Below are 25628 nucleotides of genomic sequence, written 5' to 3'. Positions count from 1 at the left end.
GGGAAGGATATCTAGAAGAAGTAGAACATTTGAGACATACATACGAATGCAAAGAACTATATAAAGATAGAAGCAAAACCATAGAGAGGGTATTTGCCGACTTGAAGGAGAAGCATGGTTTGCGATGGACAACACTAAGAGGGATAGAAAAAGTGTCCATGCAAGCGATGCTTGTTTGTGCTTGCTTTAATTTAAAGAAGATGGCAAATTGGATGTGGAAGAAGGGACAAAACGGCCCTGGAAAGGGCAAAAATTTCTTTGTATTTATAAAATATTTATCAAAAATGCTTGTAAAAATACTCAAACCCCACTTTTCGTTTTTTGAAAAGTGGGGTTTGTCGACGGTCTGGGGCTACATGCTGTAGCCCTTTATTTATTTTTTGCAATTTCAATATTTACCTTTTTACCCTTAATTGTATTATTCTTCATGATATCTAAGACTTCATTAGCATAATCTGTTGGGACTTCTACAAATGAAAATTTATCAAAAATATCTATTCTTCCAATCAAATCACCTGGTAACTTAACCTTATCAGCTATTGCCCCAACTATATCTCTTGGGCTTATTTTATGATTCTTTCCTACGTTAACAAACAACCTTACCATGCCTGGTTCTGCTCCAGTGCCTTCAAAAGCATCCTCAATTTCATCATACCTTTTATCTTCACTCATTACTATTTTAAGTAAAGCAGCAGCAACATCAAGGGATGTATATTCATCATCTATTATTCTTTCAATAATGTCGCTATATTTTTCCAGATTACCTTCGTTGATGGATTCTTTAATCCTATCAATAATTTTACTTGTTCTACTTTCCTCAACATCGTGTAAGGTAGGAATTTTTTGAAGCTTTATTTTTGTTTTAGTATATCTTTGAATATCCCTAAGTTTATATATATCCTTTCCAGAAACAAATGTAAAGGCCTTTCCTTCCCTTCCTGCTCTTCCTGTTCTACCTATTCTGTGGACATAATATTCTTCATCCTGAGGAACGTCGTAATTAAAAACTATCTCTACATCTTCAACATCAATTCCTCTTGCAGCTACATCAGTTGCCACAAGAACATCAATAGTTCCTGAACGGAATTTAGCCATAACCCTATCCCTTTGATTTTGTTTCATGTCTCCATGTAGAGCATCCGCAAGATATCCCCTTGCCTGTAGGCTAGATACAACTTCATCTACTTTTTTCTTTGTATTACAAAATACTAAAGCTAATTTAGGATTATATATATCTAAAAGCCTTGATAAAATCTCAATCTTATGTGCTTCTTTAACCTCAAAATAAATCTGTTCAATGGTAGGAACCGTTAATTCCTTATGAACAACTTTAATATGTTCTGGATTTTTAAGATATTTTTTTGTTAACTTTAGTATAGGATCTGGCATCGTAGCAGAAAATAACAAAGTCTGTTTATCCTTTGGTGTTTTATCTAGAATAAATTCTATGTCCTCAATAAATCCCATATTGAGCATTTCGTCCGCTTCATCTAATATAAAAAGTTTGATATCTTCAAGCTTCAATGTGCCCCTTTCGATATGGTCTATACATCTTCCTGGAGTTCCTATTATTATGTTTACCCCTTTTTTCAAGGACTGTATTTGCCTTTCAATCGATTGTCCACCATATATTGGTAAAATACCTATGGCTTTTTTATATTTTGATAACTTTTTTAATTCCTCTGAAACTTGAATAGCCAATTCTCTTGTTGGACACAATATCAAAGCTTGAATAGTTTTCTTAGATGGATCAATCCTTTCAAGCGTTGGGATCCCAAAGGCAGCTGTTTTTCCTGTCCCGGTTTGTGCCTGACCGATAATATCCTTACCTTGAAGTATTATTGGAATGGTTTTTGCTTGAATAGGCGTTGCTTCTTCATATCCTAATTCTTCAATTGCCTTTAATATTTCCTTTGATAAATTTAATTCTTCGAATTTAATTTTTTCCATATTATCACCTCATTAATTATTATGCTAAAAAATTATGCCGGATAAACCGGCATCTATCTTATAAAGTTAAATTATTTTTCTAAAATAATCACTTTATCTTCACCATCGGTTTCATATAGCTTGACTTCAACAACTTCATTTAATGATGTCGGAACATTCTTGCCAACATAATCAGGTCTTATAGGTAGTTCCCTATGTCCCCTATCTATTAAAACTGCAAGCTGAATTGCTTTAGGTCTTCCTAAATCTATTACAGCATCTAGTGCAGCTCTTACCGTTCTGCCAGTAAAAATAACATCATCTACTAGGACAACTCTTTTCCCATTAATGTCAAATTCTAATTTGTTTGTCTTTACCATAGGCTCTATATATTTTTCTGTCAAGTCATCCCTATAAAATGATATATCTATCTCTCCAACTAAAACCTTTTGCCCCTCAAAGGACTCAATGAATTTTGCAATTCTTTTAGCTAGAGGAACCCCCCTCGTCTTAATGCCTAAAAGAACCACATCTTCAACACCTTTATTTTTTTCAATTATCTCATGGGATATTCTCTTTAATGCTCTAATTATACTATTTTCATCTAAGAGCATAGCCTTTTCCTTCATCTTCATACCTCCTCATGACATCCTTCGCAATTTTTCAATCAAATTTTGGAAATAATCAGGCAACGGTGATGAAAACTCCATATACTCACCGGTTCTTGGATGAATGAAGCCCAATACCATCGCATGTAAAGCCTGTCCTTTTAAATTAAATTTTTGTTTTTTAAACCCATAAACCGGATCACCTACCAATGGATACCCAATATATGCCATATGAACTCTAATTTGATGGGTTCTTCCCGTCTCTAGTCGTGCCTCGACTAATGTGTTTTCCTTATATCTTTCTAAAACCTTAAAGTGAGTTACTGCCCTTTTGCCATTTTCAATAACTGCCATCTTTTTTCTATGTATAGGATGCCTTCCTATTGGCTTATCAATTGTTCCTTGGTCTTGTTTTATAACCCCTTCGGTTAAAGCAATATATACTCTTTTTACCGTGTGCTCCTTTATCTGCTCAGCTAGATGTTGATGAGCATAATCGTTTTTAGCTACAACTAACACCCCAGAGGTATCTTTATCAATTCTATGAACTATTCCAGGCCTTATCACACCATTAATGCTTGATAAAGTCCTACACTTTTTTAAAAGAGCATTCACTAAAGTTCCTGTGTAGTTACCTGCCGCAGGATGAACGACCATTCCTTGAGGCTTGTTAACAACAACAATGTCATCATCTTCGTATAATATATCAATGTCAATATCCTCTGCTTGTATTTGTAACATTACAGGTTTCGGAACTTCAACAGTAATCTCATCACCATTTTTTATTTTATAATTGCTCTTAATTTCCTTTGCATTCACCTTAATTTTATTATCTTCAATTAACTTTTGTATTCTAGACCTTGACATATCTTCAATTTTTTCGCTTAAAAAAACATCAATTCGTTTTCCCACATCATTACTTTCCACCAAAAATGTTCTTATTTCAGCCATAGCATCACTCCATCATTTTTTTAAAAATAAAATCGAAAAAGCTAAAATTATAGCACCAATGACTACTAAAATATCGGCGATATTAAACACAGGCCAATCAAATATATCTTTTATGTAAAAATGGATAAAGTCAACTACATAACCTCTAAATATGCGGTCTATCAAATTGCCAATAGCACCAGATATTATAAAAATAAGGCTCATTCTTTCCCACTTATTCAGATTTGCGGTCCTAACTAAATAATAGATCATTCCTATAATAGCAATTGTAGTTATTCCTACAAGAAAAAATTTTTTATTTTTTAAGATTCCAAAGGCTGCCCCTCTATTTTCAACATATATAAGTTCTAAAAAGCCATCAATTAACGTGACGGACTTTCCGTAAGATAATTGAATTTTTGCTATGTATTTTGTTATATGGTCTATAATTACAAGAAGTAAAATATACAAGATCTGCATAACATCCCCCATTTCTTATTTAGCTATTAACATAATAAAATAAGACTTGCAATAATGCAAGCCCTTTAGGGTAACTGATTTTTGTATTGTTGATTGCTAATATTATCAGTTTCATCTACGGTTCCGCTTATATACTCATCTTCATAATTTCGTTTCATTTTGGGAATTTTATTAAACTCGTCAACATCCTGCCATGCATCTTCACCATCATACTCAACCGATTCAGATATATCATTAAAGGTCCTTCCAAAGGGATAATTAAGAACCTCTTCCTCTGCTGGTCTATCATACCTAAAGGTATTATGATTAATCATTTCCTTTTCACAGTTAGAACACCTTAGGGCATAGGGTAACAAATTTAGCCTTTCCTCCTCAATCTCTCTTCCACAGACTTCACATTTTCCATATGTTCCTTTTTCTATATTTTCAAGGGCTCTATCTATTTGATATAACATATCCTTTTCATTGCTTAAAAGGGCATATCCCCTTTCTTTATCAAACATTTCTGTCCCCATATCCGCAGGATGATTGTCATTTACAGAAAGCTCACCAACCTCCTCCCGCTGTGGACTTGCAAGACCATTTTCATACATAGAATCTATGGTTTGTAAAATTCTTTGTCTTTCTTTTTTTAATTTTTCTTTATATTGTTTTAATTTGTTTGAATCCATAAAACCACTCCTTATGCTCCTGGCAATCTATATTTTACAAGGCGTATTATTTCAGAAATAATACCGCTTATTAAGGGTAAATTAAGCATAACAAGCCGCTGTAAAACATAAATTATAAAAGCGCTTAATATTGTAAAACCTATTCCTATGCCTACTCCCCTTGCTATCCCTGAAATAAAGTTTAATAAAATCAAACGAGTTGGATTTTGCATTAAATCTACATAATCACCTATTTTCGCTCTTTCAAGTTGTAGCGATAAATTCTTAATTAATTCTAAATCCTTTTTTTCCTTCATAAAAGGCCCTCCAAAATTATTTTGCCTTAAAAACTTATTAAATATGTATTTATGGTAATTTTATATTGATTACATTTCATAAAAAATATAAAATTAAATTAAAATATGTCTGGACCTTTATGGCCGGAACATGGAGGTGTTTTTATGTTAACTAATCCAAATCAAGTCAAACCTTTTCCATTAAAAACTTTAACTCGTCTTTCTATTTTAGGTGCAATTTCTATTTTTATGAGTTTTACTCCCTTTGGTTACATCCAATTAGGAGCCATCAGGGTAACATTTATGCACATTCCAGTTATAATTGCATCTATTTTTGAAGGTTATTTTGGTGGAATAATTGTAGGGTTAATCTTTGGTCTCTCAAGTTTAATCAGTAATCTTTCTGGTCCTTTAGCCCCTGTTTTTATAAATCCAATGGTTTCTATATTTCCAAGAATTATGATAGGTATAATCTCTGCTTTAGCTTACAAGAAAACAAAAAATGCATCTTTAACAGCAATTTTAGGAACTTTAACAAATACCGTTTTAGTTTTATCAATGATTTACTTATTTGCTGCCCAATCCTTTGCCAACATAAGAAAAATTGCAATAGATACTTTAGGAAAATTTCTATTATTAGTAGGTCTTAAAAATGGGACTCTAGAAATTATAGTAGCAGTAATAATCGTTACTGCCGTAGTAAAGGCTCTTAAATCTTCTTTTAAAGAGTGAAAAATGGGGTTGATATCATTCAACCCCATCAGATTGTAGACAATCTCTCATTGTTGTTTAGACTTTGCAATGCAAGAGCCCCGTGAATGGATTTCAAAAAGGCATCTCTCATGAGCTCTAGCAATTCTTGCTTTTCGACTTTTCAAAAGTCCGTAATTCTGCACACGGACGTGCAGAGCCGAGTGGCCGACACGGATGTCGGCTCACGAGGGTAGGACTTTTGAAAACAAAGAAAAGCTTAGAATTGCTTAGCGAAATGAGCGAATGCCAGGGAAATCCTTCACGGGGCTTATCAAAAAACAACTTTTTCAACAGTCTGAATGGGGTTGATATCATTCAACCCCATATAAAGTTTTATACTATCTTAATTTTTCCGTTTATTCCCTCCATAACTTCTACAAAATCTGGGAAAGAGGTTTTAACATTATCACAGTCATAAACTCTAACATTATCCAAAACAAAACCAACTAATGAAAAAGCCATAGCTATTCTATGATCTTTAAAGGAATAAAAATTATAACTGTCTTTCAAAATATATGTATTGCCTAAAATCTTTAATCCATCATCTCTGATTTCGTATTCTATTCCCATTTCCTTTAAATTATAAGCTATGCTTTCTATTCTATTGCTTTCTTTGTATTTCAATTCCTGTGCATCTTTTATTATAGTTTCACCTTCAGCAAAAGCTGCTAGAATTGATATCAAAGGAATTTCATCTATAAGCCTTGGAATTATCTCCCCCTCAATAGTAATTCCCTTTAATTTACTTCTATAAACCTTTATACTGCCTACCAACTCATTGTTAACTTCTCTTAAATTTAATATTTCAAATTGGCCTCCCATATTCTTAAATGCTTCTAGAAAACCTGTCCGTGTTGGATTTAAAAGCACATCCTCAATTGTAACCTCTGAATTTTCAGTCAATGCAGCAGCTGCTATAATAAAGGCAGCTGATGAAAAATCAGATGGGACAAATAAATCCCTTGCTTGTAATTGTTGCCCTCCCTTTAATCTTATTTCATCCTTCTTAATTTCTAAATCTGCCCCTAAATATTTTAACATCCTTTCAGTATGGTCCCGTGATCTAACCTTTTCCTTTATTTTTGTTTCCCTATCTGCATTAAGTCCAGCCAAAATAATAGCAGATTTAACTTGAGCAGAAGGAACTTCTAAGCTGTATTCTATTCCCTTTAGTTTCCCTCCCTTTATTAATAAAGGTGCCCTATCGTTATTTAATATTGACTTAATATCAGCTCCCATTATGTTAAGGGGATCGATAATCCTTTTCATTGGTCTTCTGCAAAGGGATTCATCCCCATAAACAGCAAAATATCCATCTATGGATGACAATATGCCAGATATAAGCCTTATAGATGTCCCAGAATTTCCAAGATATATACTCTTAACTGGTGGTTTTAAACTTTGTAGTCCTCTGGCTTTAAAATGAACTTCATCATTAACTATTTTTATATCAGCCCCAAGCATTCTCATTGCATTTAAAGAATTTATCGTATCCTCAGCAAACAAAAAATTTTTAACCACTGCATCGCCATGACACAGTGGTAAAATTAATGCAGCCCTATGGGATATCGACTTATCCCCTTTTAATCTAACTCTTCCCTTTAGATTATTACATTTACTTGTAATAAAATTCATTTAATCACCTCGTATTTACACAGTGATATGTGGAAATTACTTTGTTATATGTATCCTTAAATTCCTCAAAATTTAATGACTGGAAACCATCCGATAAAGCGTTATCCGGATCAGGATGAACTTCTATTAATAATCCGTCAGCTCCAGCTGCAATTGCTGCAAGACTTAATGGCTTTACCAATTCTCTTCTTCCAGTTCCATGGCTTGGATCTACTATTATTGCCAAATTAGTCCTTTGCTTAACCACAGGAACACAATTTAAATCAAGAGTATTTCTGGTGTAGTTTTCAAATGTTCTTATACCTCTTTCACACAGAATTATATCAGTATTTCCTTCCAAAGCTATGTATTCCGCTGCATTTAACCATTCATCAATTGTTGCCGAAATACCCCTTTTAAGAAGAATAGGTTTTTTTATCCTCCCTAATTCCTTTAACAAGGGATAATTATACATATTCCTTGAACCAACTTGTATTATATCAATCGAATCTATCATTTCTTCAAGATCTCTAATGTCAAGTATCTCTGAAACTATTTTAACACCATATTTTTTCTTCATATCTTCTAGTATTTCTATTCCTTCCATTCCCAAACCTTGAAAACTATAGGGAGATGTTCTTGGTTTAAATGCGCCACCCCTAATGTATTCAATTCCTAACTCCTTTAAAAATTTAACTGTTTTATCCATAATATCATAATTTTCAACACTGCAGGGTCCAGCAATTATTAAAGGCTGATTTATATTAACCTTAGGACCTTGCTTTATTTTTTTGACCATAGTATCACCTACAGCTTTTTTAACATATTTGTTAAAATTGAAATAGAATTCTCTATTGCTATATTAATATACTTTTCATAATCTGCAACATGGTTTTCATCTGCAAAATCTGAAATAGACCTTATTACTACAAAGGGAATATTATTTATATAGCTGGCATGGGCAATAGCTGCCCCTTCCATTTCAACAGCTAACGCATCAAAGGTTTCCTTGAGCCATATAAGCTTTTTAGAATCTGCAATTACTTGATCTCCTGTTGCAATCCTTCCTATATGAACATTAAAATGCTCTATGTCCTTGGTTGCTTCAAATGCCAAGCTTATCAATTTTTCATCTGCTTTAAAAATATAATCATCCATTCTTGGTATTTGTCCTGGCTTATAATCAATGCATGTTCCATCAACATCATGTTGAACTAAATCCTTTGATATCACAACATCACCTGGATTTAATTTTTCGTTAACTCTGCCTGCTACTCCAGTATTTATCACTATATCCACATTAAAATCGTCTATAAGTATTTGTGTGCAAATGGCAGCATTGACTTTTCCTATGCCGCTTCTTACCACTACAACATCTTTATCAAGTAAAATTCCTTTGTAAAACTCCATATTAGCCTTTTTTTCTATTCTATCTACCTTCATCATTTTCTTTAGCTTTAATACTTCTTCTTCCATTGCTCCAATTATTCCGATCATCTATTTAACCTCCCAAACAATATTTTATAGCATTTTTTACAAAGTTTTCTTTTAAATCCCCTGTAATTATAGCATGGCCAATATTATATGGTAAAGCAAATTTTATATTTTCATTTATTTTTTTCTTATCTTTTTTTATGTATTCCATTAATTTTTCAATATCATCGACTTTTATTTTTACGGGTAATCCGATATTCTTTATCAACTCGATGATCCTTTGATAATCTGAAAAATTAATATATCCAAGCTGATAAGATAAATAAGATTCAACCACCATGCCAATGGATACTGCCTCTCCATGTAAAATTTCAAATTTAAAGTAGCTTTCAATTGCATGACCTATTGTATGTCCAAAATTAAGAACCTGTCTTCTATCATTATCATACACATCTTCTTCTACGATTTTAGCTTTAATTTTAGAGCATTTATGAACTATATGCATAAGTTTATCAGATTCCCTTTCAAGCAATCCCCTTTTATTTTGCATCAGGTAGTCCCAAAGGCCCTCATCGCAAACTATAGAATATTTGATAACTTCAGCAATTCCATTTAAAAATTGCCTTTTATCCAACGTTTTTAAAAAACTTACATCAGTAAAGACAAATTCCGGTTGATAAAAAGTTCCTATAATGTTTTTAATTCCGTTATAATCAAATCCTGTTTTTCCACCTATACTGCTATCACATTGTGCCATAAGAGTTGTAGGTATATGAACTACCCTAATCCCTCTCATAAAGGTTGAGGCTACAAAAGCTGCTAAATCGCCAACCACTCCTCCACCCATGGCTACTATTGCCGTCTTTTTATTAGCGTTACATTTAATTAGCGAATTGTATATCTCAAGAACTGTGTTTATGTTTTTGCTTCCTTCCCCTGGTTTAATTGATTTTAATCCAATTATATATGGAATTTGATTAAAATAATTTTTATATAGATTATAAACTGTATCATCGGTTACAATAAATAATGAATGACATTTATATTTCTCCAGCAATCCTTTAAACAAGTTAAAATCATGGGATATGTAAATATTATAAGGTTTTGAAACATTTACTTTAACTTCCTTCATAACTAACCCCTCTAATACACTTCTTTAAAAATATTATAACAATTAAACATTTTAATGAAAAGAAATATATAATATTAAAAAAGGAAGGTGTTTTAAAATGGTTTTAGGACGTTTTTTTACAGTTATTGTTGCAGTTTCCTTGTTTTCTGCTATCCTTACATTTGTTTTGTTTAAATATTCGAAGGTTAAATTTTTAAAATACATAATAGGAATTTTATTTCTTATAGGCGGTCTCATAAACATATATCTTGGCAAAAAAGCGACAGTAGGATTTGAAGACCTAGCAAGATTTATCCTAGCAACTATGTTTTTTATCGCAGCCCTTACAAATATATTATTTTCACTTTTCCTTGACATAAAATATAGTAAAAAGTAAAAAAACCCCTTAAGGTTAGTCCTTAAGGGGTTTTTATTATAGACTCTTAACTACCTCTAAACATCTTGCACATAAAGTCGGATGTTCTTTTGACCTTCCAACTGTTTCACTGTATACCCAGCATCTTTCGCATTTTTCTCCGTCAGCTTGAGAAACAAGGACAGCCAATTCTTTGATTTCCTCTCCTTTATAAGCATTTTCAGGTGCTTTATTAATTCCTTCAATCAACTCCACTTTAGAAACTATAAATACTGTTTCTAGATAGTTTCTAATTTCATTTAAGAAATTATAGGTTTCACCTTCAGCAAATATTTGAACTTTAGCATTTAATGAATGTCCAATTATTTTATTAACTCTTGCCATCTCTAATGCCTTTAAAACTTCTCCTCTTATTCTTTGAACATTATCCCATCTATTTTCTAATTCTTTATCAACATACTTTTCAACGACTTCCGGCCAATCTGCAAGATGAACGCTTTCAAAATTATTATTTTTTGATTTCGGCATATACTTCCATATTTCATCTGCTGTAAAGGATAAGACAGGAGCAATCATTTTTACTAAAGCATCTAATATCGTCCAAAGAACAGTTTGTGCAGCCCTTCTTTCCTTAGAATCAGGTCTTTCCGTATATAGCCTATCTTTAATTATGTCTAAGTAGAAATTGCTCATGTCAACGACGCAGAAATTATGGATATCGTGGTATAAAATATGGAACTCATAGTTTTCATAGGCATCTGTAACATCTTTTATTAAGTGTTGTAATTTCAAAAGAGCCCATTTATCAAGCTCATTCATTTCTTCATAATCAACCATATCGGTATCTGGATTAAAATCATAAAGATTTCCAAGGAGGAATCTTGCAGTATTTCTTATCTTTCTATATACTTCAGAAAGCTGCTTTAAAATATCCTTTGACATTCTAACATCGCTTTTATAATCTGCTGAAGAAACCCAAAGCCTTAAAACATCAGCGCCATATTCTTTTATAACATCAAGTGGATCAATTCCATTTCCTAAGGATTTTGACATCTTTCTGCCTTCACCATCAACAACCATACCATGAGTTATAACCATCTTATATGGTGCCTTTTCTCTTGTTGCAACCGATGTTAAAAGTGAAGATTGGAACCACCCTCTATATTGGTCGTTACCTTCTATATAAAGGTCAGCTGGCCAGCTTAGCTCATCCCTTGTCTCTAATACCCCTACATGGCTTGAACCTGAGTCAAACCAAACATCCATAATATCAGTTTCTTTTCTAAATTTATCCGAGCCACATCCGCACTTCGTTCCTTCTGGTAGAAGATCCTTTGCTTCTAATTCAAACCAAGCATTTGACCCTTTTTGTCTGAAAATCTCTGCTACATGGTAAATAATATTTTTATCAACCAATTCCTTACCGCACTCTTCACAATAGAAGATTGGAATTGGAACTCCCCATGTCCTTTGCCTTGAAATACACCAATCGCCACGTTCAGCAACCATGCTTTCAATTCTATCTTCTCCCCACTCTGGAATCCATTTTACTTCCTTTATGGCTTCTATTGCTGACTTTCTAAAGCCTTCTATTGAAGCAAACCACTGTTCTGTTGCTCTAAAAATAATTGGGTTTTTACATCTCCAGCAATGTGGATAGGAGTGGGTAATCTTTTCCTCTGCAAGAAGCATATTGCTTTCTCTTAAATCCTGTAGAATAGCCTTGTTCCCTTCCTTATATGTTAATCCAGCATATTTGCCTGCAAGCTCAGTAAATCTTCCTTTACCATCAACAGGATTTAATACTTCTAATCCATATTTTTGACCTATATAAAAGTCCTCTTCCCCATGTCCTGGTGCTGTATGAACACATCCTGTTCCTGATTCTAATGTAACGTGTTCGCCAACTATTATTAATGATTCTCTATCAAAGAAGGGATGATGGCATACCTGTCCTTCAAGTTCATATCCTTTAAAGGTTGCTAAAATTTCTTCTCCTTCAAGTTTTGCAGCTTTTTTAACATTTTCAAGAAGTTCCTTAGCAACTATATATACCTCTTCATTGAACTTAGCAAGCACATAATCAAAGTCAGGTCCTAGACATATAGCAAGGTTAGCAGGTAACGTCCAAGTTGTTGTCGTCCATATTACATAATAAATATTATTAAGGTTAACGCCAAGATCCTTAAATAAACCTTTATCATCCAATAATCTAAATTTAACATAAATTGAATTTGAAGTTTCATCATCATATTCTATTTCTGCTTCTGCAAGGGCAGTTTCACAGGATGGGCACCAATACACAGGTTTTAGCCCTTTATAAATATATCCCTTTTGAGCCATATCTCCAAAAATCTCTATCTGCTTAGCCTCAAATTCCGGTGATAACGTAAGATAAGGATTTTCCCAGTCTCCTATAACTCCTAAACGTTTAAACTGTTCCTTTTGTCTTTCCACCTGCTCAAGGGCGTAATCCCTACACATATTTCTAAACTCAATAGTTGACACATCATGGACCTTTATACCCAATTTCTTTAATGCCTGAAGTTCAATTGGAAGACCATGAGTATCCCATCCCGGAACATAAGGTGCATAAAAGCCTCTCATAGTCTTATATTTGTTTATCATATCTTTTAATATTTTGTTTAGAGTATGTCCTAAATGAATATCACCATTAGCATAAGGTGGCCCATCATGAAGAATAAATGGAGTTTTCCCTTTATTCTTTTCAAGAGCTTTTTTATAAATATCAATATCTTCCCATTCCTTTAAAATATTTGGTTCCTTTTGTGGTAAATTGGCCCTCATAGCAAACTCTGTTTGTGGCAAATTGAGCGTTTTGCTATAATCCATGCTAAATCCTCCTCCTGTATATTTTTTCCAAAATAAAAAGCAGACCTCACCATGGGGCGAAGTCTGCTCGCGGTACCACCCAAATTTATATCTTAATTATAATAACGGCTATGCCGGCACAGCTTACTAAAATTCAGCCTGCTACTCAAGGGTGATTTTCAATAGCTGGTAGTTTATGGGCTTTCACCTTCCCCCACTCTCTGTAAAACCCCATGCTATCTACTCGTCCCTTTCATCGTATCATAATATTAAATTTATTCATAAATATACTACAATATGTAATTGATGTCAATATAATTAATCATTCAAACTTTTCAATGGTTTCAAGTTGTGCCTGTAGTAGACCTTTAAATCTTGATCTAAACATATTAAATTCTTGTCTAAGCATTTCATACTCTTTATTAATTTCGAGGACCCTTTGTTGTGCTTCTGAAATAATTTGATTAGCTCTATTTTGAGCATCCTTAATAAGCTCTTCAGACTTTTCCTTAGCATTGTTTAAAATCATTTCAGCTTCTTTTTTTGAGTTTTCCTTTGCCTGTTCTGCAGCAGATTGAGCTAATACAAGCGTATTTTGTAATGTTGATTCTATATTTGCATAATGTTCGATTTTTTCATTCAATGTGCTTATTTTCTCCTTTAAATTTAAGTTTTCCTTGTAAATTTTTTCATACTCCTCAACTATTTGGTCAAGAAACTCATCTACTTCATCTGCATCATACCCTCTAAAAACCTTCTTAAATTCTTTATTAGCAATATCATTAGGTGTTATTGTCATATCAAACCCTCCTAAATAATTTTCTTTGCGTTAAACACAAATCTACCGTTGCGCGTTGTTCCAAGGCATTCGCCAAGTTGAAATCTCCCATAACCTTTTATAGATAACACAGAATTAGGGTCAACTTTTTTATCTACTTCTTTTATCAGTTTAAAGTTTAATTTAACCTTCTCATTGCGTATGAGCTCTGATGCTTTATTCCTTGAAACTCCAATTAATTCCGCAACAATAGCATCAAGTCTCAGTGAAGCAATATTTATATTAAATTCTTTAAATTTTACTTGTTTTTCACGAGCTTCTTGTAATGATATTTTCTTTATTTTTACACTTGTATGTTTTATTTGTGTTAAATTCAATAAAATATAATCGCTTAATTCTTTTAATACGTAAACCTCAGCTCCATCTTCATAAACGTTAATATCGCCTATTTTTTCCCTTTTTATGCCTAAAGATAAAATAGCACCTAAATAATCCCTATGCTCTAACTGTTCAAATTTAAAATTGCCTTCTATTTTAAGAACATCGATAGGATACTCTATATCATCATTCAAACCAAGCTTAGCTATTGTTCTTTCTAGCTTACCTTCATCAAAAAAACAAACTTCTACACCTTCATCAGAACAGAGCTCCTTTAACGCAGCCTGCTCCTCTGGGTTTAAAAAATCCGTAAAAACTGTTTGCCATTTTTTAGATTGATCTATCTTGTTTAAAAAAGAAAGATATGTATTTTTATCAATAATAAAGCCTTTTATGTTAATCTGATTCATGCCATCACCCTGCCATTAGTCAAAGTTAATAAATGTTCCCTTATCGAAATGCTCCTTAAGTTCATTTGTTATTTCTACTGCCTCAGGGGCAACAAGGTAAACAGATTTTGCTATTTCTTCTATGTCCCCTCCTAAAGCATAAGAACCACCAATAATTATATCTAACATTCTTTGTGCAAGATCACGGTATAAATTAACCATATTTAAAACAACTATCTTCTTCTCCTTTATAGCTTCTATGATGTCTATAGTATCTTCTAATTCTTGGGGCCTTTTTAATAACACTTTAGGGAACATAGTCTTAAAACTATTTATACTAACTACTTTGTTTATTCCTTCAATCTCTTTATCTTCTTCCTCTTTTATTTCCTCTTCCTCTTCTTCTCCTAAGCCTAATACCCCCATAACCTTATTAAAGGGCTTTAAAATTTTATTTGGCATAATATCCCTCCTTACATTCTCCTACCAAAAATACCGGTTCCTACTCGAACAATATTAGCTCCTTCTTCAATAGCAATATCAAAATCATCCGTCATGCCCATGGATAAGAACTTTATATTACTGTTAGGTAAATCAAATTGCTTTAATGTTTCAAATAAAAATCGCATTCTTTTAAAATAATCCCTTGTTTTATTTTTATCCTCAGTTACAGGTGGTATTGTCATTATTCCACTTAAAATTATATTTTCAAACTCCGAAACTTTTTTGACAAATTCATCAAGTTCTTCTTCATAAATACCAGACTTACTAGGTTCTTTTCCTATATTAATTTCAATTAAAACTGGCATCTTTTTCCCTATTTTTTTAGCTCTTTTATCTATTTCTTGAGCAAGTTCTATACTGTCTAAAGACTGGATAAGATCTACTTTATCTATTATATATTTTACTTTATTTCGTTGTAGATGACCTATAAAATGCCATTTAACATCAGGAACCATTTCATACTTTTGAAGTAATTCCTGTGCTTTACTTTCTCCAAAAATAGACAATCCATATTTTTTAGCTTCCAAAATTTTTTCTACAGGATGCATTTTGCTTACAGCTACTAATGTGATATCATCTCTTTTCTTACCAATTTTGCATGCAGCTTCATCGATTTTTTTTAATACTGCTTCAATATTTTCTGCGATTACCATTAAATCACCCCTTATAACTGGTGAATATTGTCCAATGATATAATTCTACATATAAATAAAAAATCCTTCATTTTTCATTTATATTTAATTTTAATATTAATTTTTTGAAAACTCAAGCATTTTACAATAAAGTATATAGGAAAACGGAGGAGATTGTAGAAGAAGTGAGGAAAGCAGAACCTATTGTATTTAAAAGCTCATAGAAGCTATTAAATATTTTTTATACAATTTAACAAGATTTGTATTATACAACAGCTAATGTTATTATATAAGTAGATAAATAAACATATATGATTGGGAGGTTTTATAATGTTTCTTATAAATGTGGAGACCTTTTTAAAAAAGGTTTACCACAAAGAGGATGAATCTTTTACCTAGAGCCGAACCAAGAACCAATAAAAAAGTAAAGGAGTTGATATAATGGAAATCGGCAATATAACAAAGGTAAAAGAGGACGTAATAATAAAAACTACAAACAAAAAGGAAAAAAAGAATCCTACAAAAAATCAAGGATGTATAAAAATGAACGATTATTTTGCATTTTAAATAAGTCCCCAAATGGGGACTTTAAATTTATATCTCTAATTTTAAACTATTATTTGGACATTCTTTTATACATTCAAGGCACTTAGAACATTTAAAATCCAAAAAAGGTTCTTTTTTATTGTCTCTATATAAGCTATAATCGTTATTTAATGAAGCTATATAACAAACATTGTCACACTTTCCACATTTGGGATACTATTTATATCTCGTTTTATCTTAAATAAACTATATCTATTTAAAATTCCATTAATCCAAGCAATAGGACATCCAGCTTTATAATACATATACAATTGTATACTTTTATCATTTTTTTTACTAGATAAAATTTCCATTAAAAAACCTGTTGGGCAAATCCACCTGCAAAAGGCTTTTCCCATAAATATTCCAGTTATAATACCTGCAAGAACAATCCACTTAAGGCTAATATTAAAAACAAATAAAGAAACATATATTGTTAAACCAATTATCCCTTGAATAATAATCCTATTTTTGATTATATTTTTCATTATACCCCTCCTTTATACCTCCTATGGGTATTATACCAATTCAGCCAAAAAAATAAAAGCCCTTTTTAGGGCTTTTATAATATAATGCAAATTAAACCTCCATTACCTTCATTAATTATTTTTTGTAGTGTTCTTTGAAGCTTTTCTTGAACATCTTCAGGCATCTTGTATAGTTTATTTTGCAATCCTTCTTTTACAAGTTCTTCCAAGGTTTTTCCAAACATATTTGCCTGCCAAATCTTTTGAGGATTATTTTCAAATTCTTCTAGTAATGATCTTAATAGTTCTTCGCTTTGCTTTTCAGTCCCAACAATTGGAGAAACTTCAGTTTCAACATCTACTTTTATTATGTGTAATGAAGGTGCACTTGCGCGCAATTTAACTCCAAACTTATTGCCTTGTCTTACAATTTCTGGTTCCTCAAGTTTCAGTTCATCTATTTGTGGTGGCACCATACCATATCCAGTTTCCTTTACTTCCTTTAATGCCGATTCAATTCTGTCATATTCTCTCTTTGCTATTGTAAGGTCCTTCATCAAATTAAGTAGATCAAATTCACCAGAGATATTAAATCCTGATATCTCACCAAGAATTCTATAGAAAAGTCCGTCCTTAACCTTCATAGTAATACTTGCACTGCCTTCACCAAGGTTCATTTCATCTAAATTAACATCTCCGACAAATTCGTATTCCTTATATGAATTTATTATAGGTTTAATATCTCTTATCTTTGAGAGATCTTTAATGGAATTTTTTACAGCAAGAATAAAATTTTTCTTTAACCAATGATCATTATCTAAATGCTCTACCCAATCAGGAAGTTTGATTCCAATTTCTTTTATTGGGAATTCATGTAGAACCTTTTCAAATATATTATTTACATCTTCTATCCTCAAATTAGCAGCATCAGCAATATACACAGGAACTTTATACTTTTCCTCAAGATTTTTCCTTAAATTTATTGTTTCTGGATTATACGGATGTGTTGTATTTAATACTATAATAAATGGTTTATTAAGGCCTTGCAATTCCCTAATTACCCTTTCCTCTGCCTCAATATAATTTTCTCTTGGTATTTCTGTTATACTGCCATCGGTTGTAACAACTACTCCTATGGTGGAGTGTTCATTTATGACTTTCCTTGTTCCAATCTCAGCAGCTTCTGTAAAGGGTATTTCTTCTTCAAACCATGGAGTTTTAACCATCCTTATCTGATCATTTTCTAAATGCCCTGTAGCTCCATGGACCATATAACCTACACAGTCTATCATCTTTACCCTCATCTTAGCATTATCGTTTAATTCAATTTCAACTGCTTCATCGCTTGGAATAAATTTTGGTTCAACTGTAGTAATTATTTTACCTGAACCACTTTGTGGTAATGCATCTTTAGCCCTTTCCTTTTTATGCATGTTACTTATGTTTGGTAAAACAAGCAGCTCCATAAATCTTCTAATAAAAGTGGATTTACCTGTTCTTACAGGCCCTACTACCCCAACATAGATATCGCCTTGTGTTCTTTCAGCAATATCTTTATATATATTGAATTCCTCCACAGTTCTACCTCCTAACACATTTTATCTAATTCATATATATTTAACATCATTATTTTTTAGAACTAATTGTGGAGGAATTATTTAAAAATAATATATCCTAAAATCCCACCTAAAATAGTTAAAATTATTGGATCAACCTTGTATTTTATGGATATTACAAAAGATAAAAGAAATACAATAAAAGTTTTAATATCAAAAACGGATTCACTAAATACCAATATGGCAGCTGCCAATATCAGTCCTATTACTGTAGGCCTTAAATTTGAAAAAATAGCTTCAAAAAATTTTGCATTATTGAGTTTTAATACTAATTTAGTTAGAATTACCATAATAATAACCGATGGCATTGAAACTCCTAATGTGCTAGATATAGCTCCAAAAATTCCTGCTAACTTGTAGCCAACATAGGTTGCACAATTAATTGCTATAGGTCCTGGAGTAACTTGAGAAATAGCAACAATATCAATAAATTCTTTATGGGATAGCCAATTATTTTGATTTACTACATTTAATTGTATCAAAGGTAGCATTGCATAGCCCCCACCAAAGCTAAACATCCCTATTTTAAAAAACGTAAGAAATAACTTTAAAATCATATTTTATTTCCCCTTGTTAAATACCTTAATGAACCAACAATGATTGATAATAAAATAATATAAATTGGTGTGATTTTAAAAATCCATATTGATACTGCAACTAATAAAACAAATATAATGCTTATTCTATTTATTTTAGCACTCTTTCCCAATCTAAATACTGATGCAAAAATCATCCCTGCTACCACAGGCCTTATTCCCAAAAAAATTTTTTCTATTGTAGGGCTATTTTTTATTTCAGTAAAAACAGCAGCAATTAAAACTATTATTATAAAAGAAGGAAGGACCGAACCTAAGCCGCTAAAAATAACACCCTTTATTCCCATTAATTTATAGCCAACAAATACAGCTGTATTTACAGCTATTGGACCTGGTGAAGCTTGGGCAACAGCCACTAAATCAAGGAATTCTTCACGCCCTATCCATTTTCTTTTATCTACTACCTCCCTTTCAATAAGAGGGATCATAGCATATCCCCCTCCAAGGGTAAAGGCACCAATTTTAAAAAAAGTTATAAACAAATCTAATGCATTCATTATATCACCTTACAAAATATGAAGAATATTGAATTTCATCCTTTTTATCTCTTTGCATAAGCTCAGTAACAGCTTCTTTGGCATCTTTGCCATTAAAAAGAACATTATAGAGCTTTTCTGTTATTGGCATTTCTATACCTATTTTCTTGGATAGTTCATATGTAGATTTAGTCGTATTTACCCCCTCAACAACCATCTTTATTTCGCTTAAAGCTTCCTCAACCTTTTTACCCTTACCTATCAAAATACCTGCCCTTCTATTCCTTGAATGCATACTTGTGCAGGTTACGATTAAATCACCTATACCGCTCAATCCCGCAAAAGTCATTGGATTAGCTCCAAGAGCTGTGCCAAGTCTTGCAATCTCAGCTATACCTCTTGTCATAAGCGCCGCCTTTGTATTATCCCCAAATCCTAAACCATCTGAAATACCAGCAGCAAGTGCTATTATATTTTTAACTGCACCCCCTATTTCAACACCAACAACATCAGTATTGGTATATACTCTGAAATTAGGAGTCATAAAAATGTCTTGAACTTTTAATGCAGTATCTTCGTCCCTTGATGCAGCAACTATTGCTGTTGGGATATCCCTTGAAACTTCCTCGGCATGTGAAGGACCTGAAAGAACTGCGATATTATTATTAGGGAAAAATTCCTCCAATATTTCTGACATTCTTTTAAATGTTTTTTCTTCTATGCCCTTTGTAAGACTTACAAAAATCTGATTTTCATTAACAAATTCTTTAATCTTTAAACAAAGTTCACGAACTGCATGGGATGGAACTGCAACTACTATAATATCAGAACTTTTAATCGTCTCTTCTAAATCAAACCTTACATCGACATTCTTTGGAATAATAACATCCGGTAAATACTTAGAGTTTTGTCTTTTATATTTTATTTCTTCTAATACTGAAGCGTTGCGATCCCAGATGTAAACATAATTAGACTTTTTTGATAATAAAACTGCAATCGCTGTTCCCCAGCTTCCCCCACCTAATACTGCTATCTTCATTTTAATCCTCCTTTTTGGATTTATAAACAAGCCTTATCGGCGTCCCTTCAAATCCAAAATGTTGTCTTATTTGATTTTCAAGATATCTGTCGTAAGAAAAATGAACTATTTCTTCATCATTAACAAATATAGCAAATGTAGGTGGTTTCGTCAAAACTTGTGTAGCATAATAAATCTTTAGTGCTTTGCCTTTTTCAACTGGTGGTTGCCTTAACATAACTGCCTCACTTATCACTTCATTTAGAATGCCGGTCTTAACCCTCATTGCATTTTGATCTGCAACATATTTTATAAGGTCTATTAATTTAGTTACTCTTTGACCAGTTTTGGCCGAAATATAAATAATCGGAGCATATGTCATAAAGGATAATGCTGTTCTGATTTTATTATTATATTCATTCATCGTTTTATCATCTTTCTCTATTAAATCCCATTTATTAACAACTATAACTATACCTTTCCCTGCTTCATGGGCTATGCCTGCAATTTTCTCATCCTGCTCCGTCACTCCTTCAGTAGCATCAATCATAATAAGGCAAACATCTGCTCTATCTATTGCTGCAAGTGAACGGATGACACTATATTTTTCTATCTCTTCTTTAATTTTGCTTTTTCTCCTTATACCTGCTGTATCAATAAACAAAAATTTCTCACCGTTAATTTCCACTAAACTATCTATTGCATCCCTTGTAGTTCCAGGAATATCACTAACTATAGCCCTTTCTTCTCCTGTTAATCTATTTAACAAAGAAGATTTACCGACATTTGGTTTCCCAACTATTGCAACCTTGATTAATGGTTCTTCTTCATCATCAGCTTCTTTATCTTTAAAATATTTAACGATTTCATCAAGCATATCCCCAATACCTAAACTTAAAGCTGCAGAAATTGTAATTGGTTCTCCTAAACCTAATGAATAAAACTCAAACTTGTTATCCTCTAATTTTAAATTATCAATTTTATTTACAACAAGAACTACTGGCTTCTTAACCCTTCTTAACATCTCTGCAACTTCAATATCTGTAGCAGTTAACCCTTCCTTGCCATCCACCATAAACAATATTACATCTGCAGTTTCAATTGCTATTTGAGCCTGTCTTTTCATTTGTTTAAGTATAATATCTTCACTTTCAGGTTCAATACCGCCTGTATCTACGAGGGTAAACCTGTAATTTAACCATTCAACCTCCGCATAAATTCTATCCCTCGTTACTCCAGGAGTATCCTCAACTATAGATATTCTTTTCCCAACCAGCTTATTAAAAAGAGTAGATTTCCCTACATTTGGTCTTCCAACTATTGCAACAATTGGTTTCGCCATTATATCACCTCACCTTTAATTTTTTCTATCAAATCTTCTCCAGTATATTTTACTTTAATCACCTTTGCCTTTAATTCATTTTCCAATTCAAGTAAACTGACATCATCCAAAAATATATCTTCGTCAGCTTTTAACATATTGTTTGGAATAAAAATATATTTTTCTGTAATTGAATTTTTTAACTGATTAATTATATCCCTACCTGTCAATAAACCTGCTACAGTTATCTTTTCTCCAAAGAATTCGTTATAAACTTTATAAACTTTTATATTTAAATTAAATTTTTTAGAGATAATTTCCGATATATCATTTAAATAACTAAAAAACGACTCTCCAGTTATAAAAGCAATTTTTTTACCCTTTCCGTCAAAATCATTTGTTTTTAAATCCTCCAAAATGTTTCTTTCAAAAAATCTAATCATACCAATGCCATCCTCAAGTTGTTCAAAGTCCCCGTAATGTTCATAATCAGGTAGCTCCACACCTGCCATAACATAAAATTCATCAGCAAGACGTGCAAATGGAATTCCTAGTTCTTTATTAAACTTTTCTTGAAGAGGCTTTAAATATTCTATAAGTTCTAATGATTTTTGGGCATCATAACCTTCTATTTTATATAATTTATCTCTATATTTTGTAATTCCAACGGGAACTATTGCAACATTTTGAACATTAGGATAAAGTCCCTTTAAATCTTCAAGAGTCTTTACTAATTCTTCTTTATCATTAATTCCATAACATAAAACAATTTGGCAGTTAATAGTAATACCACCTTCAGCTAACTTTTTAAGCTGATTATTAATTTCAGCTGCCCTTTTATTATTAAGCATTTTTACCCTTAATTCAGGATTAGTGGTATGAACCGATACATTAATTGGACTTATTCTATATTTTATAATCCTATCTATTTCCTCATCCTTTAAATTTGTTAGTGTTATAAAATTTCCTTGAAGAAAGGATAGCATGGAGTCATCATCCTTAAAATACAGTGTCTTCCTTAAGTTAGGAGGTAATTGATCTATAAAGCAAAAAATGCATTTATTATGACATCTTTTAGGATGCTCGATAGCTGGATCTACAAGTTCTAACCCTAAATCTTCATCATAATCCTTTTCTATCTCAATCTCCCACTCTTCTCCATAATTTTTTCTTACTACCAAGTTTAAATATTCATCCGTAATTAAATACTTATACTCTAGAATATCCCTTACCTTAACTCCATTTATTTCAAGCAAAACATCTCCAGCTTCTATCCCTACTTCCTGTGCAATAGAATTAAAAGCTACACTTTTTATAACAAGTCCATCTCTTTTCAAATTCGACACCTCAACTTTAATTATCATAAATTTAATATTAACATTTAAAAAAAATAATATCAAGAAAAATACTAACTTCGAATAACCGAAGTTAGTAAACTCACATAGGCAATGTTATCTTAAAAGTAGTTCCTTCTCCTACTTTACTTTCGACATCTATTTTCCCTTGCATAAGATTTACAACATGCTTAACTATCGCAAGTCCAAGTCCCGTTCCTCCTAAACTTCTTGATCTTGCTTTGTCAACCCTATAAAAACGCTCAAAAAGCCTTGGCAAGTGTTCTTTTGGAATACCAATTCCATTGTCAATGACAGAAATGATTACTTCATTCGTGCTTTTTTCTAATATAATTTTTACTTTTCCTCCCTCATTGGTATATTTAATCGCATTATCTAATAAATTAATTAGCATTTGCTTAAATTTATCTCTATCTCCGTGAACATAAATATCTTCACATTCTTTTTCTAAATATATTTCGATATTTTTACTTTCTGCCAATGGTTTCATAATATATTTAATTTCTTCTAATATTTCTATAACATTTAATTTTTCAAAATTAAGGGCATATTCTTTATTCTCTAGTTCTGATAAAGTTAAAATATCATTAATCAACCTTGTTAATCTTTCCGCCTCAATATTAATTATATCTAAAAATTTCTTACGAATATTTTCATCTTCTACATCCTTTAGTGTTTCAGCAAATCCCTTTATCGATGTTAAAGGTGTCTTTAATTCATGGGATACGTTAGCAACAAATTCTGAACGCATATTTTCAAGCATTTTCATTTTTGTTATATCCTGAATAACCATTAAAGTTCCAACATTTTCGGTATTTTTTTCACTATTTATCTTAATTATCTTTATTTTAAAATACTTTACATCAGGATACGAAACTTTTATCTCGATTTCGTCGTCTAAATTTTGTTTAATTAATTCTTCCAATTCAAGATTTCTTATAACTTCAATGAAATGTTTGCCAGTAACATCCTCTTTGATGCCAAACATTTTCTTTGCAGCAGGATTAATTAAAATTATTTTTTCATTGTTGTCAAAAGCGATAACACCATCTTCCATACTTTTTAATATTGATATTAATTTATTTCTTTTATCCTCTAAATCCAGTATTGTTTCCTGTAATCTTGCAGCCATTATATTAAAAGCATGTCCAAGCTTTCCTATTTCATCCTTGGTTTTTATCTTTATTCTTTTATCATAGTCCCCCATTGATATTATAGTTGCTATTCTTGTAAGGTCTCTTATTGGTTCAATAAATTTACCTAAGAAAACCCAAGCAAGTAAACTAGACAAAATTAAAGCAATTAATATTGTTACTAACAGAAAGTATATAATATTATGCTGCATGTATTTAATCAAATCAAACCGCATTGCTAATCTCATAATACATATTTTGCCATTATAATCAAAACGCTTTGCATAATAAAAAAGATTTTGATTTATAGTTGAGCTTTTTCTTAAACTTATTCCTTTACCATAATAAATAGCATCTAAAAATTCCTTCCTGTTCTTATGATTTTCCATTTTAAAACTTTCTACATCTGAATCCCCTAATACCACACCATCATTTCTTATTATAGTAACCCTTTTATTGGTAGCTCCTTTAATTTTTTTAGCTAATTCATCAAAATTATTAAACTTTGAATATTGCACAAAATCTATAGCTAAATTAGCTTGATAATCCAATTCATTTTCAACAGTATTTATTAACAAATTTTTTGTATAGTAATAAAACAAAAAACTAATAAAAGATATAGTTGTTATTAAAATAGTAGTAATAAAAACTAATAACTTCTTTCTCATTCAATCACCTATTCTTTAAATTTATATCCTATTCCCCTCACAGTTTCAATATATCTAGGATTTTTATCATCGTCTTCAATCTTTTGCCTTAAATGTCTTACATGAACGTCAACGGTTCTTGTCTCACCATAATATTCATATCCCCACACTTTATCCAGCAAAAAGTCCCTTGTTAAAACCTTACCTTTATTTAAAATCAAAAGTTTCAAAAGTTCAAATTCTTTTAAGGTCAGTTCTATTTTTTTGCCATCTTTTAAAACCTCATGTTTATCAAAATCCAATTTTAAGTCATGAATTTGAACTACATTCTTTTTTTCTTCTTTGCTATTTCTTCTTAATACTACCTTTACACGGGCCAATAATTCCCTCACCGAAAATGGTTTTGTTATATAATCATCAGCACCAAGCTCTAAACCTAAAATTTTATCAAACTCTTCGCTTTTTGCTGTAAGCATAATAATGGGTATATTGGATATACTTTCATTCTTCTTTAATTCCTTACAAACATCAAATCCATCCATCTCAGGAAGCATTATATCAAGCAAAATCAAGTCTGGCTTTTTCTCAATAGCTAACTTAAGTCCTTCCTTCCCATTTAATGCATAAAAAACCTTGTAACCATTTGTTTCCAAGTTATACTTTAATAATTCAATTATATGCAGTTCATCATCAATTAAAAGTATTTTTTCTCCCGCCATA

28 protein-coding genes and 1 other annotated feature are annotated in these 25628 nt (G+C 31.8%); of the genes, 4 read left to right on the top strand and 24 right to left on the bottom strand.

Annotated features, from left to right (window positions below):
* A partial coding sequence (locus CAAU_RS06690; RefSeq protein ID WP_156792050.1) for a transposase occupies positions 1 to 365 on the top strand: 365 nt, incomplete at its 5' end.
* Between the two features lie 4 nt (positions 366 to 369).
* Here CAAU_RS06690 and CAAU_RS06685 read toward each other — a convergent pair.
* The 6 genes from CAAU_RS06685 to CAAU_RS06660 all read right to left on the bottom strand — a co-directional run bounded on the left by CAAU_RS06685 (position 370) and on the right by CAAU_RS06660 (position 4914).
* Entirely contained in the window at positions 370 to 1950 is a 1581-nt protein-coding gene (locus CAAU_RS06685) for a DEAD/DEAH box helicase (protein WP_008908671.1), read from the bottom strand.
* A gap of 71 nt (positions 1951 to 2021) precedes the next feature.
* The gene (pyrR, locus tag CAAU_RS06680; protein WP_008908670.1) at positions 2022 to 2558 is read right to left on the bottom strand and encodes a bifunctional pyr operon transcriptional regulator/uracil phosphoribosyltransferase PyrR; all 537 of its coding nucleotides are present in this window, start codon (positions 2556 to 2558) and stop codon (positions 2022 to 2024) included.
* 12 nt (positions 2559 to 2570) lie between these two features.
* On the bottom strand, positions 2571 to 3488 hold the full coding sequence (locus tag CAAU_RS06675) for an RluA family pseudouridine synthase (protein ID WP_008908669.1): 918 nt from the start codon (positions 3486 to 3488) through the stop codon (positions 2571 to 2573).
* Between the two features lie 12 nt (positions 3489 to 3500).
* A complete protein-coding gene (lspA, locus tag CAAU_RS06670; RefSeq protein WP_008908668.1) occupies positions 3501 to 3947 on the bottom strand; it encodes a signal peptidase II in 447 nt (148 codons plus the stop codon).
* Positions 3948 to 4012: 65 nt separating this feature from the next.
* Complete coding sequence (locus tag CAAU_RS06665; RefSeq protein WP_008908667.1) at positions 4013 to 4618, bottom strand: TraR/DksA C4-type zinc finger protein; 606 nt, start codon at positions 4616 to 4618, stop codon at positions 4013 to 4015.
* Positions 4619 to 4629: 11 nt separating this feature from the next.
* The gene (locus CAAU_RS06660; RefSeq protein ID WP_008908666.1) at positions 4630 to 4914 is read right to left on the bottom strand and encodes a DUF5665 domain-containing protein; all 285 of its coding nucleotides are present in this window, start codon (positions 4912 to 4914) and stop codon (positions 4630 to 4632) included.
* Positions 4915 to 5058: 144 nt separating this feature from the next.
* Here CAAU_RS06660 and CAAU_RS06655 point away from each other — a divergent pair, with 144 nt between their 5' ends.
* The gene (locus CAAU_RS06655) at positions 5059 to 5625 is read left to right on the top strand and encodes an ECF transporter S component (protein WP_008908665.1); all 567 of its coding nucleotides are present in this window, start codon (positions 5059 to 5061) and stop codon (positions 5623 to 5625) included.
* A 354-nt stretch (positions 5626 to 5979) separates the two neighbouring features.
* On the opposite strand, the gene aroA is transcribed toward CAAU_RS06655, so the two are convergent.
* From aroA to aroB, 4 genes are read right to left on the bottom strand one after another with little or no spacing between them, the layout of a single operon-like run.
* The gene (gene aroA / locus CAAU_RS06650) at positions 5980 to 7281 is read right to left on the bottom strand and encodes a 3-phosphoshikimate 1-carboxyvinyltransferase (RefSeq protein ID WP_008908664.1); all 1302 of its coding nucleotides are present in this window, start codon (positions 7279 to 7281) and stop codon (positions 5980 to 5982) included.
* Positions 7282 to 7285: 4 nt separating this feature from the next.
* On the bottom strand, positions 7286 to 8059 hold the full coding sequence (gene aroF / locus CAAU_RS06645; RefSeq protein WP_008908663.1) for a 3-deoxy-7-phosphoheptulonate synthase: 774 nt from the start codon (positions 8057 to 8059) through the stop codon (positions 7286 to 7288).
* 8 nt (positions 8060 to 8067) lie between these two features.
* Positions 8068 to 8757: a 5'-methylthioadenosine/adenosylhomocysteine nucleosidase gene (locus CAAU_RS06640; RefSeq protein ID WP_008908662.1), complete on the bottom strand. Its 690-nt coding sequence runs from the start codon at positions 8755 to 8757 to the stop codon at positions 8068 to 8070.
* Between the two features lie 4 nt (positions 8758 to 8761).
* Entirely contained in the window at positions 8762 to 9826 is a 1065-nt protein-coding gene (gene aroB, locus CAAU_RS06635; protein ID WP_008908661.1) for a 3-dehydroquinate synthase, read from the bottom strand.
* A 97-nt stretch (positions 9827 to 9923) separates the two neighbouring features.
* Between aroB and CAAU_RS15065 the strand changes: the two genes are divergently transcribed.
* Positions 9924 to 10202 (top strand): hypothetical protein, encoded by a 279-nt coding sequence (locus CAAU_RS15065; protein WP_008908660.1) that lies wholly within the window; start codon positions 9924 to 9926, stop codon positions 10200 to 10202.
* Positions 10203 to 10238: 36 nt separating this feature from the next.
* Here the strand turns inward: CAAU_RS15065 and ileS are convergent, their stop codons facing one another.
* From ileS to CAAU_RS06605, 5 genes are all read right to left on the bottom strand, one after another.
* Complete coding sequence (ileS, locus tag CAAU_RS06625; protein ID WP_008908659.1) at positions 10239 to 13034, bottom strand: isoleucine--tRNA ligase; 2796 nt, start codon at positions 13032 to 13034, stop codon at positions 10239 to 10241.
* A gap of 49 nt (positions 13035 to 13083) precedes the next feature.
* Positions 13084 to 13279 (bottom strand) — a binding site (T-box leader).
* 56 nt (positions 13280 to 13335) lie between these two features.
* On the bottom strand, positions 13336 to 13812 hold the full coding sequence (locus tag CAAU_RS06620) for a DivIVA domain-containing protein (protein ID WP_008908658.1): 477 nt from the start codon (positions 13810 to 13812) through the stop codon (positions 13336 to 13338).
* An 11-nt stretch (positions 13813 to 13823) separates the two neighbouring features.
* Positions 13824 to 14579, bottom strand: a complete 756-nt coding sequence (locus CAAU_RS06615) for a YlmH family RNA-binding protein (protein WP_008908657.1) — start codon at positions 14577 to 14579, stop codon at positions 13824 to 13826.
* A 15-nt stretch (positions 14580 to 14594) separates the two neighbouring features.
* Entirely contained in the window at positions 14595 to 15020 is a 426-nt protein-coding gene (locus CAAU_RS06610) for a cell division protein SepF (RefSeq protein WP_008908656.1), read from the bottom strand.
* Between the two features lie 11 nt (positions 15021 to 15031).
* Positions 15032 to 15715, bottom strand: a complete 684-nt coding sequence (locus tag CAAU_RS06605; protein WP_008908655.1) for a YggS family pyridoxal phosphate-dependent enzyme — start codon at positions 15713 to 15715, stop codon at positions 15032 to 15034.
* Positions 15716 to 16135: 420 nt separating this feature from the next.
* Between CAAU_RS06605 and CAAU_RS15390 the strand changes: the two genes are divergently transcribed.
* Positions 16136 to 16261 carry a hypothetical protein gene (locus CAAU_RS15390; protein ID WP_008908654.1) on the top strand — a complete coding sequence of 42 codons (126 nt, stop codon included), beginning with the start codon at positions 16136 to 16138 and terminating at the stop codon, positions 16259 to 16261.
* 155 nt (positions 16262 to 16416) lie between these two features.
* Here CAAU_RS15390 and CAAU_RS06600 read toward each other — a convergent pair whose 3' ends face one another.
* From CAAU_RS06600 to CAAU_RS06560, 9 genes are all read right to left on the bottom strand, one after another.
* A complete protein-coding gene (locus CAAU_RS06600) occupies positions 16417 to 16767 on the bottom strand; it encodes a 4Fe-4S binding protein (protein WP_008908653.1) in 351 nt (116 codons plus the stop codon).
* Positions 16768 to 16841: 74 nt separating this feature from the next.
* Positions 16842 to 18323: a stage IV sporulation protein A gene (spoIVA, locus tag CAAU_RS06595; RefSeq protein ID WP_008908652.1), complete on the bottom strand. Its 1482-nt coding sequence runs from the start codon at positions 18321 to 18323 to the stop codon at positions 16842 to 16844.
* 77 nt (positions 18324 to 18400) lie between these two features.
* Positions 18401 to 18919 (bottom strand): chromate transporter, encoded by a 519-nt coding sequence (locus CAAU_RS06590; protein ID WP_008908651.1) that lies wholly within the window; start codon positions 18917 to 18919, stop codon positions 18401 to 18403.
* A complete protein-coding gene (locus tag CAAU_RS06585; protein WP_008908650.1) occupies positions 18916 to 19455 on the bottom strand; it encodes a chromate transporter in 540 nt (179 codons plus the stop codon). Before CAAU_RS06585 ends, CAAU_RS06590 begins: the two co-directional genes overlap by 4 nt.
* A gap of 4 nt (positions 19456 to 19459) precedes the next feature.
* Positions 19460 to 20473 carry an NAD(P)H-dependent glycerol-3-phosphate dehydrogenase gene (locus CAAU_RS06580; protein WP_008908649.1) on the bottom strand — a complete coding sequence of 338 codons (1014 nt, stop codon included), beginning with the start codon at positions 20471 to 20473 and terminating at the stop codon, positions 19460 to 19462.
* A 1-nt stretch (position 20474) separates the two neighbouring features.
* Positions 20475 to 21794, bottom strand: coding sequence for a ribosome biogenesis GTPase Der (gene der, locus CAAU_RS06575; protein ID WP_008908648.1), 1320 nt, complete (start codon positions 21792 to 21794; stop codon positions 20475 to 20477).
* The gene (locus tag CAAU_RS06570; RefSeq protein ID WP_051004395.1) at positions 21794 to 23137 is read right to left on the bottom strand and encodes a DUF512 domain-containing protein; all 1344 of its coding nucleotides are present in this window, start codon (positions 23135 to 23137) and stop codon (positions 21794 to 21796) included. The genes der and CAAU_RS06570 overlap by 1 nt, the downstream gene beginning before the upstream one ends.
* Positions 23138 to 23210: 73 nt before the next feature.
* Positions 23211 to 24929, bottom strand: coding sequence for a two-component system histidine kinase PnpS (gene pnpS, locus CAAU_RS06565; protein ID WP_008908646.1), 1719 nt, complete (start codon positions 24927 to 24929; stop codon positions 23211 to 23213).
* A gap of 8 nt (positions 24930 to 24937) precedes the next feature.
* Positions 24938 to 25627, bottom strand: a complete 690-nt coding sequence (locus CAAU_RS06560) for a winged helix-turn-helix domain-containing protein (RefSeq protein ID WP_008908645.1) — start codon at positions 25625 to 25627, stop codon at positions 24938 to 24940.
* Position 25628 lies beyond the last annotated feature (1 nt).

The sequence above is a fragment of the Caloramator australicus RC3 genome (genome assembly GCF_000297115.1).
Lineage (GTDB): Bacteria > Bacillota > Clostridia > Clostridiales > Caloramatoraceae > Caloramator > Caloramator australicus.
The sequence above is the reverse complement of the archived record's forward strand: the minus strand, read 5'-3'. Positions and strand labels throughout refer to the sequence as shown.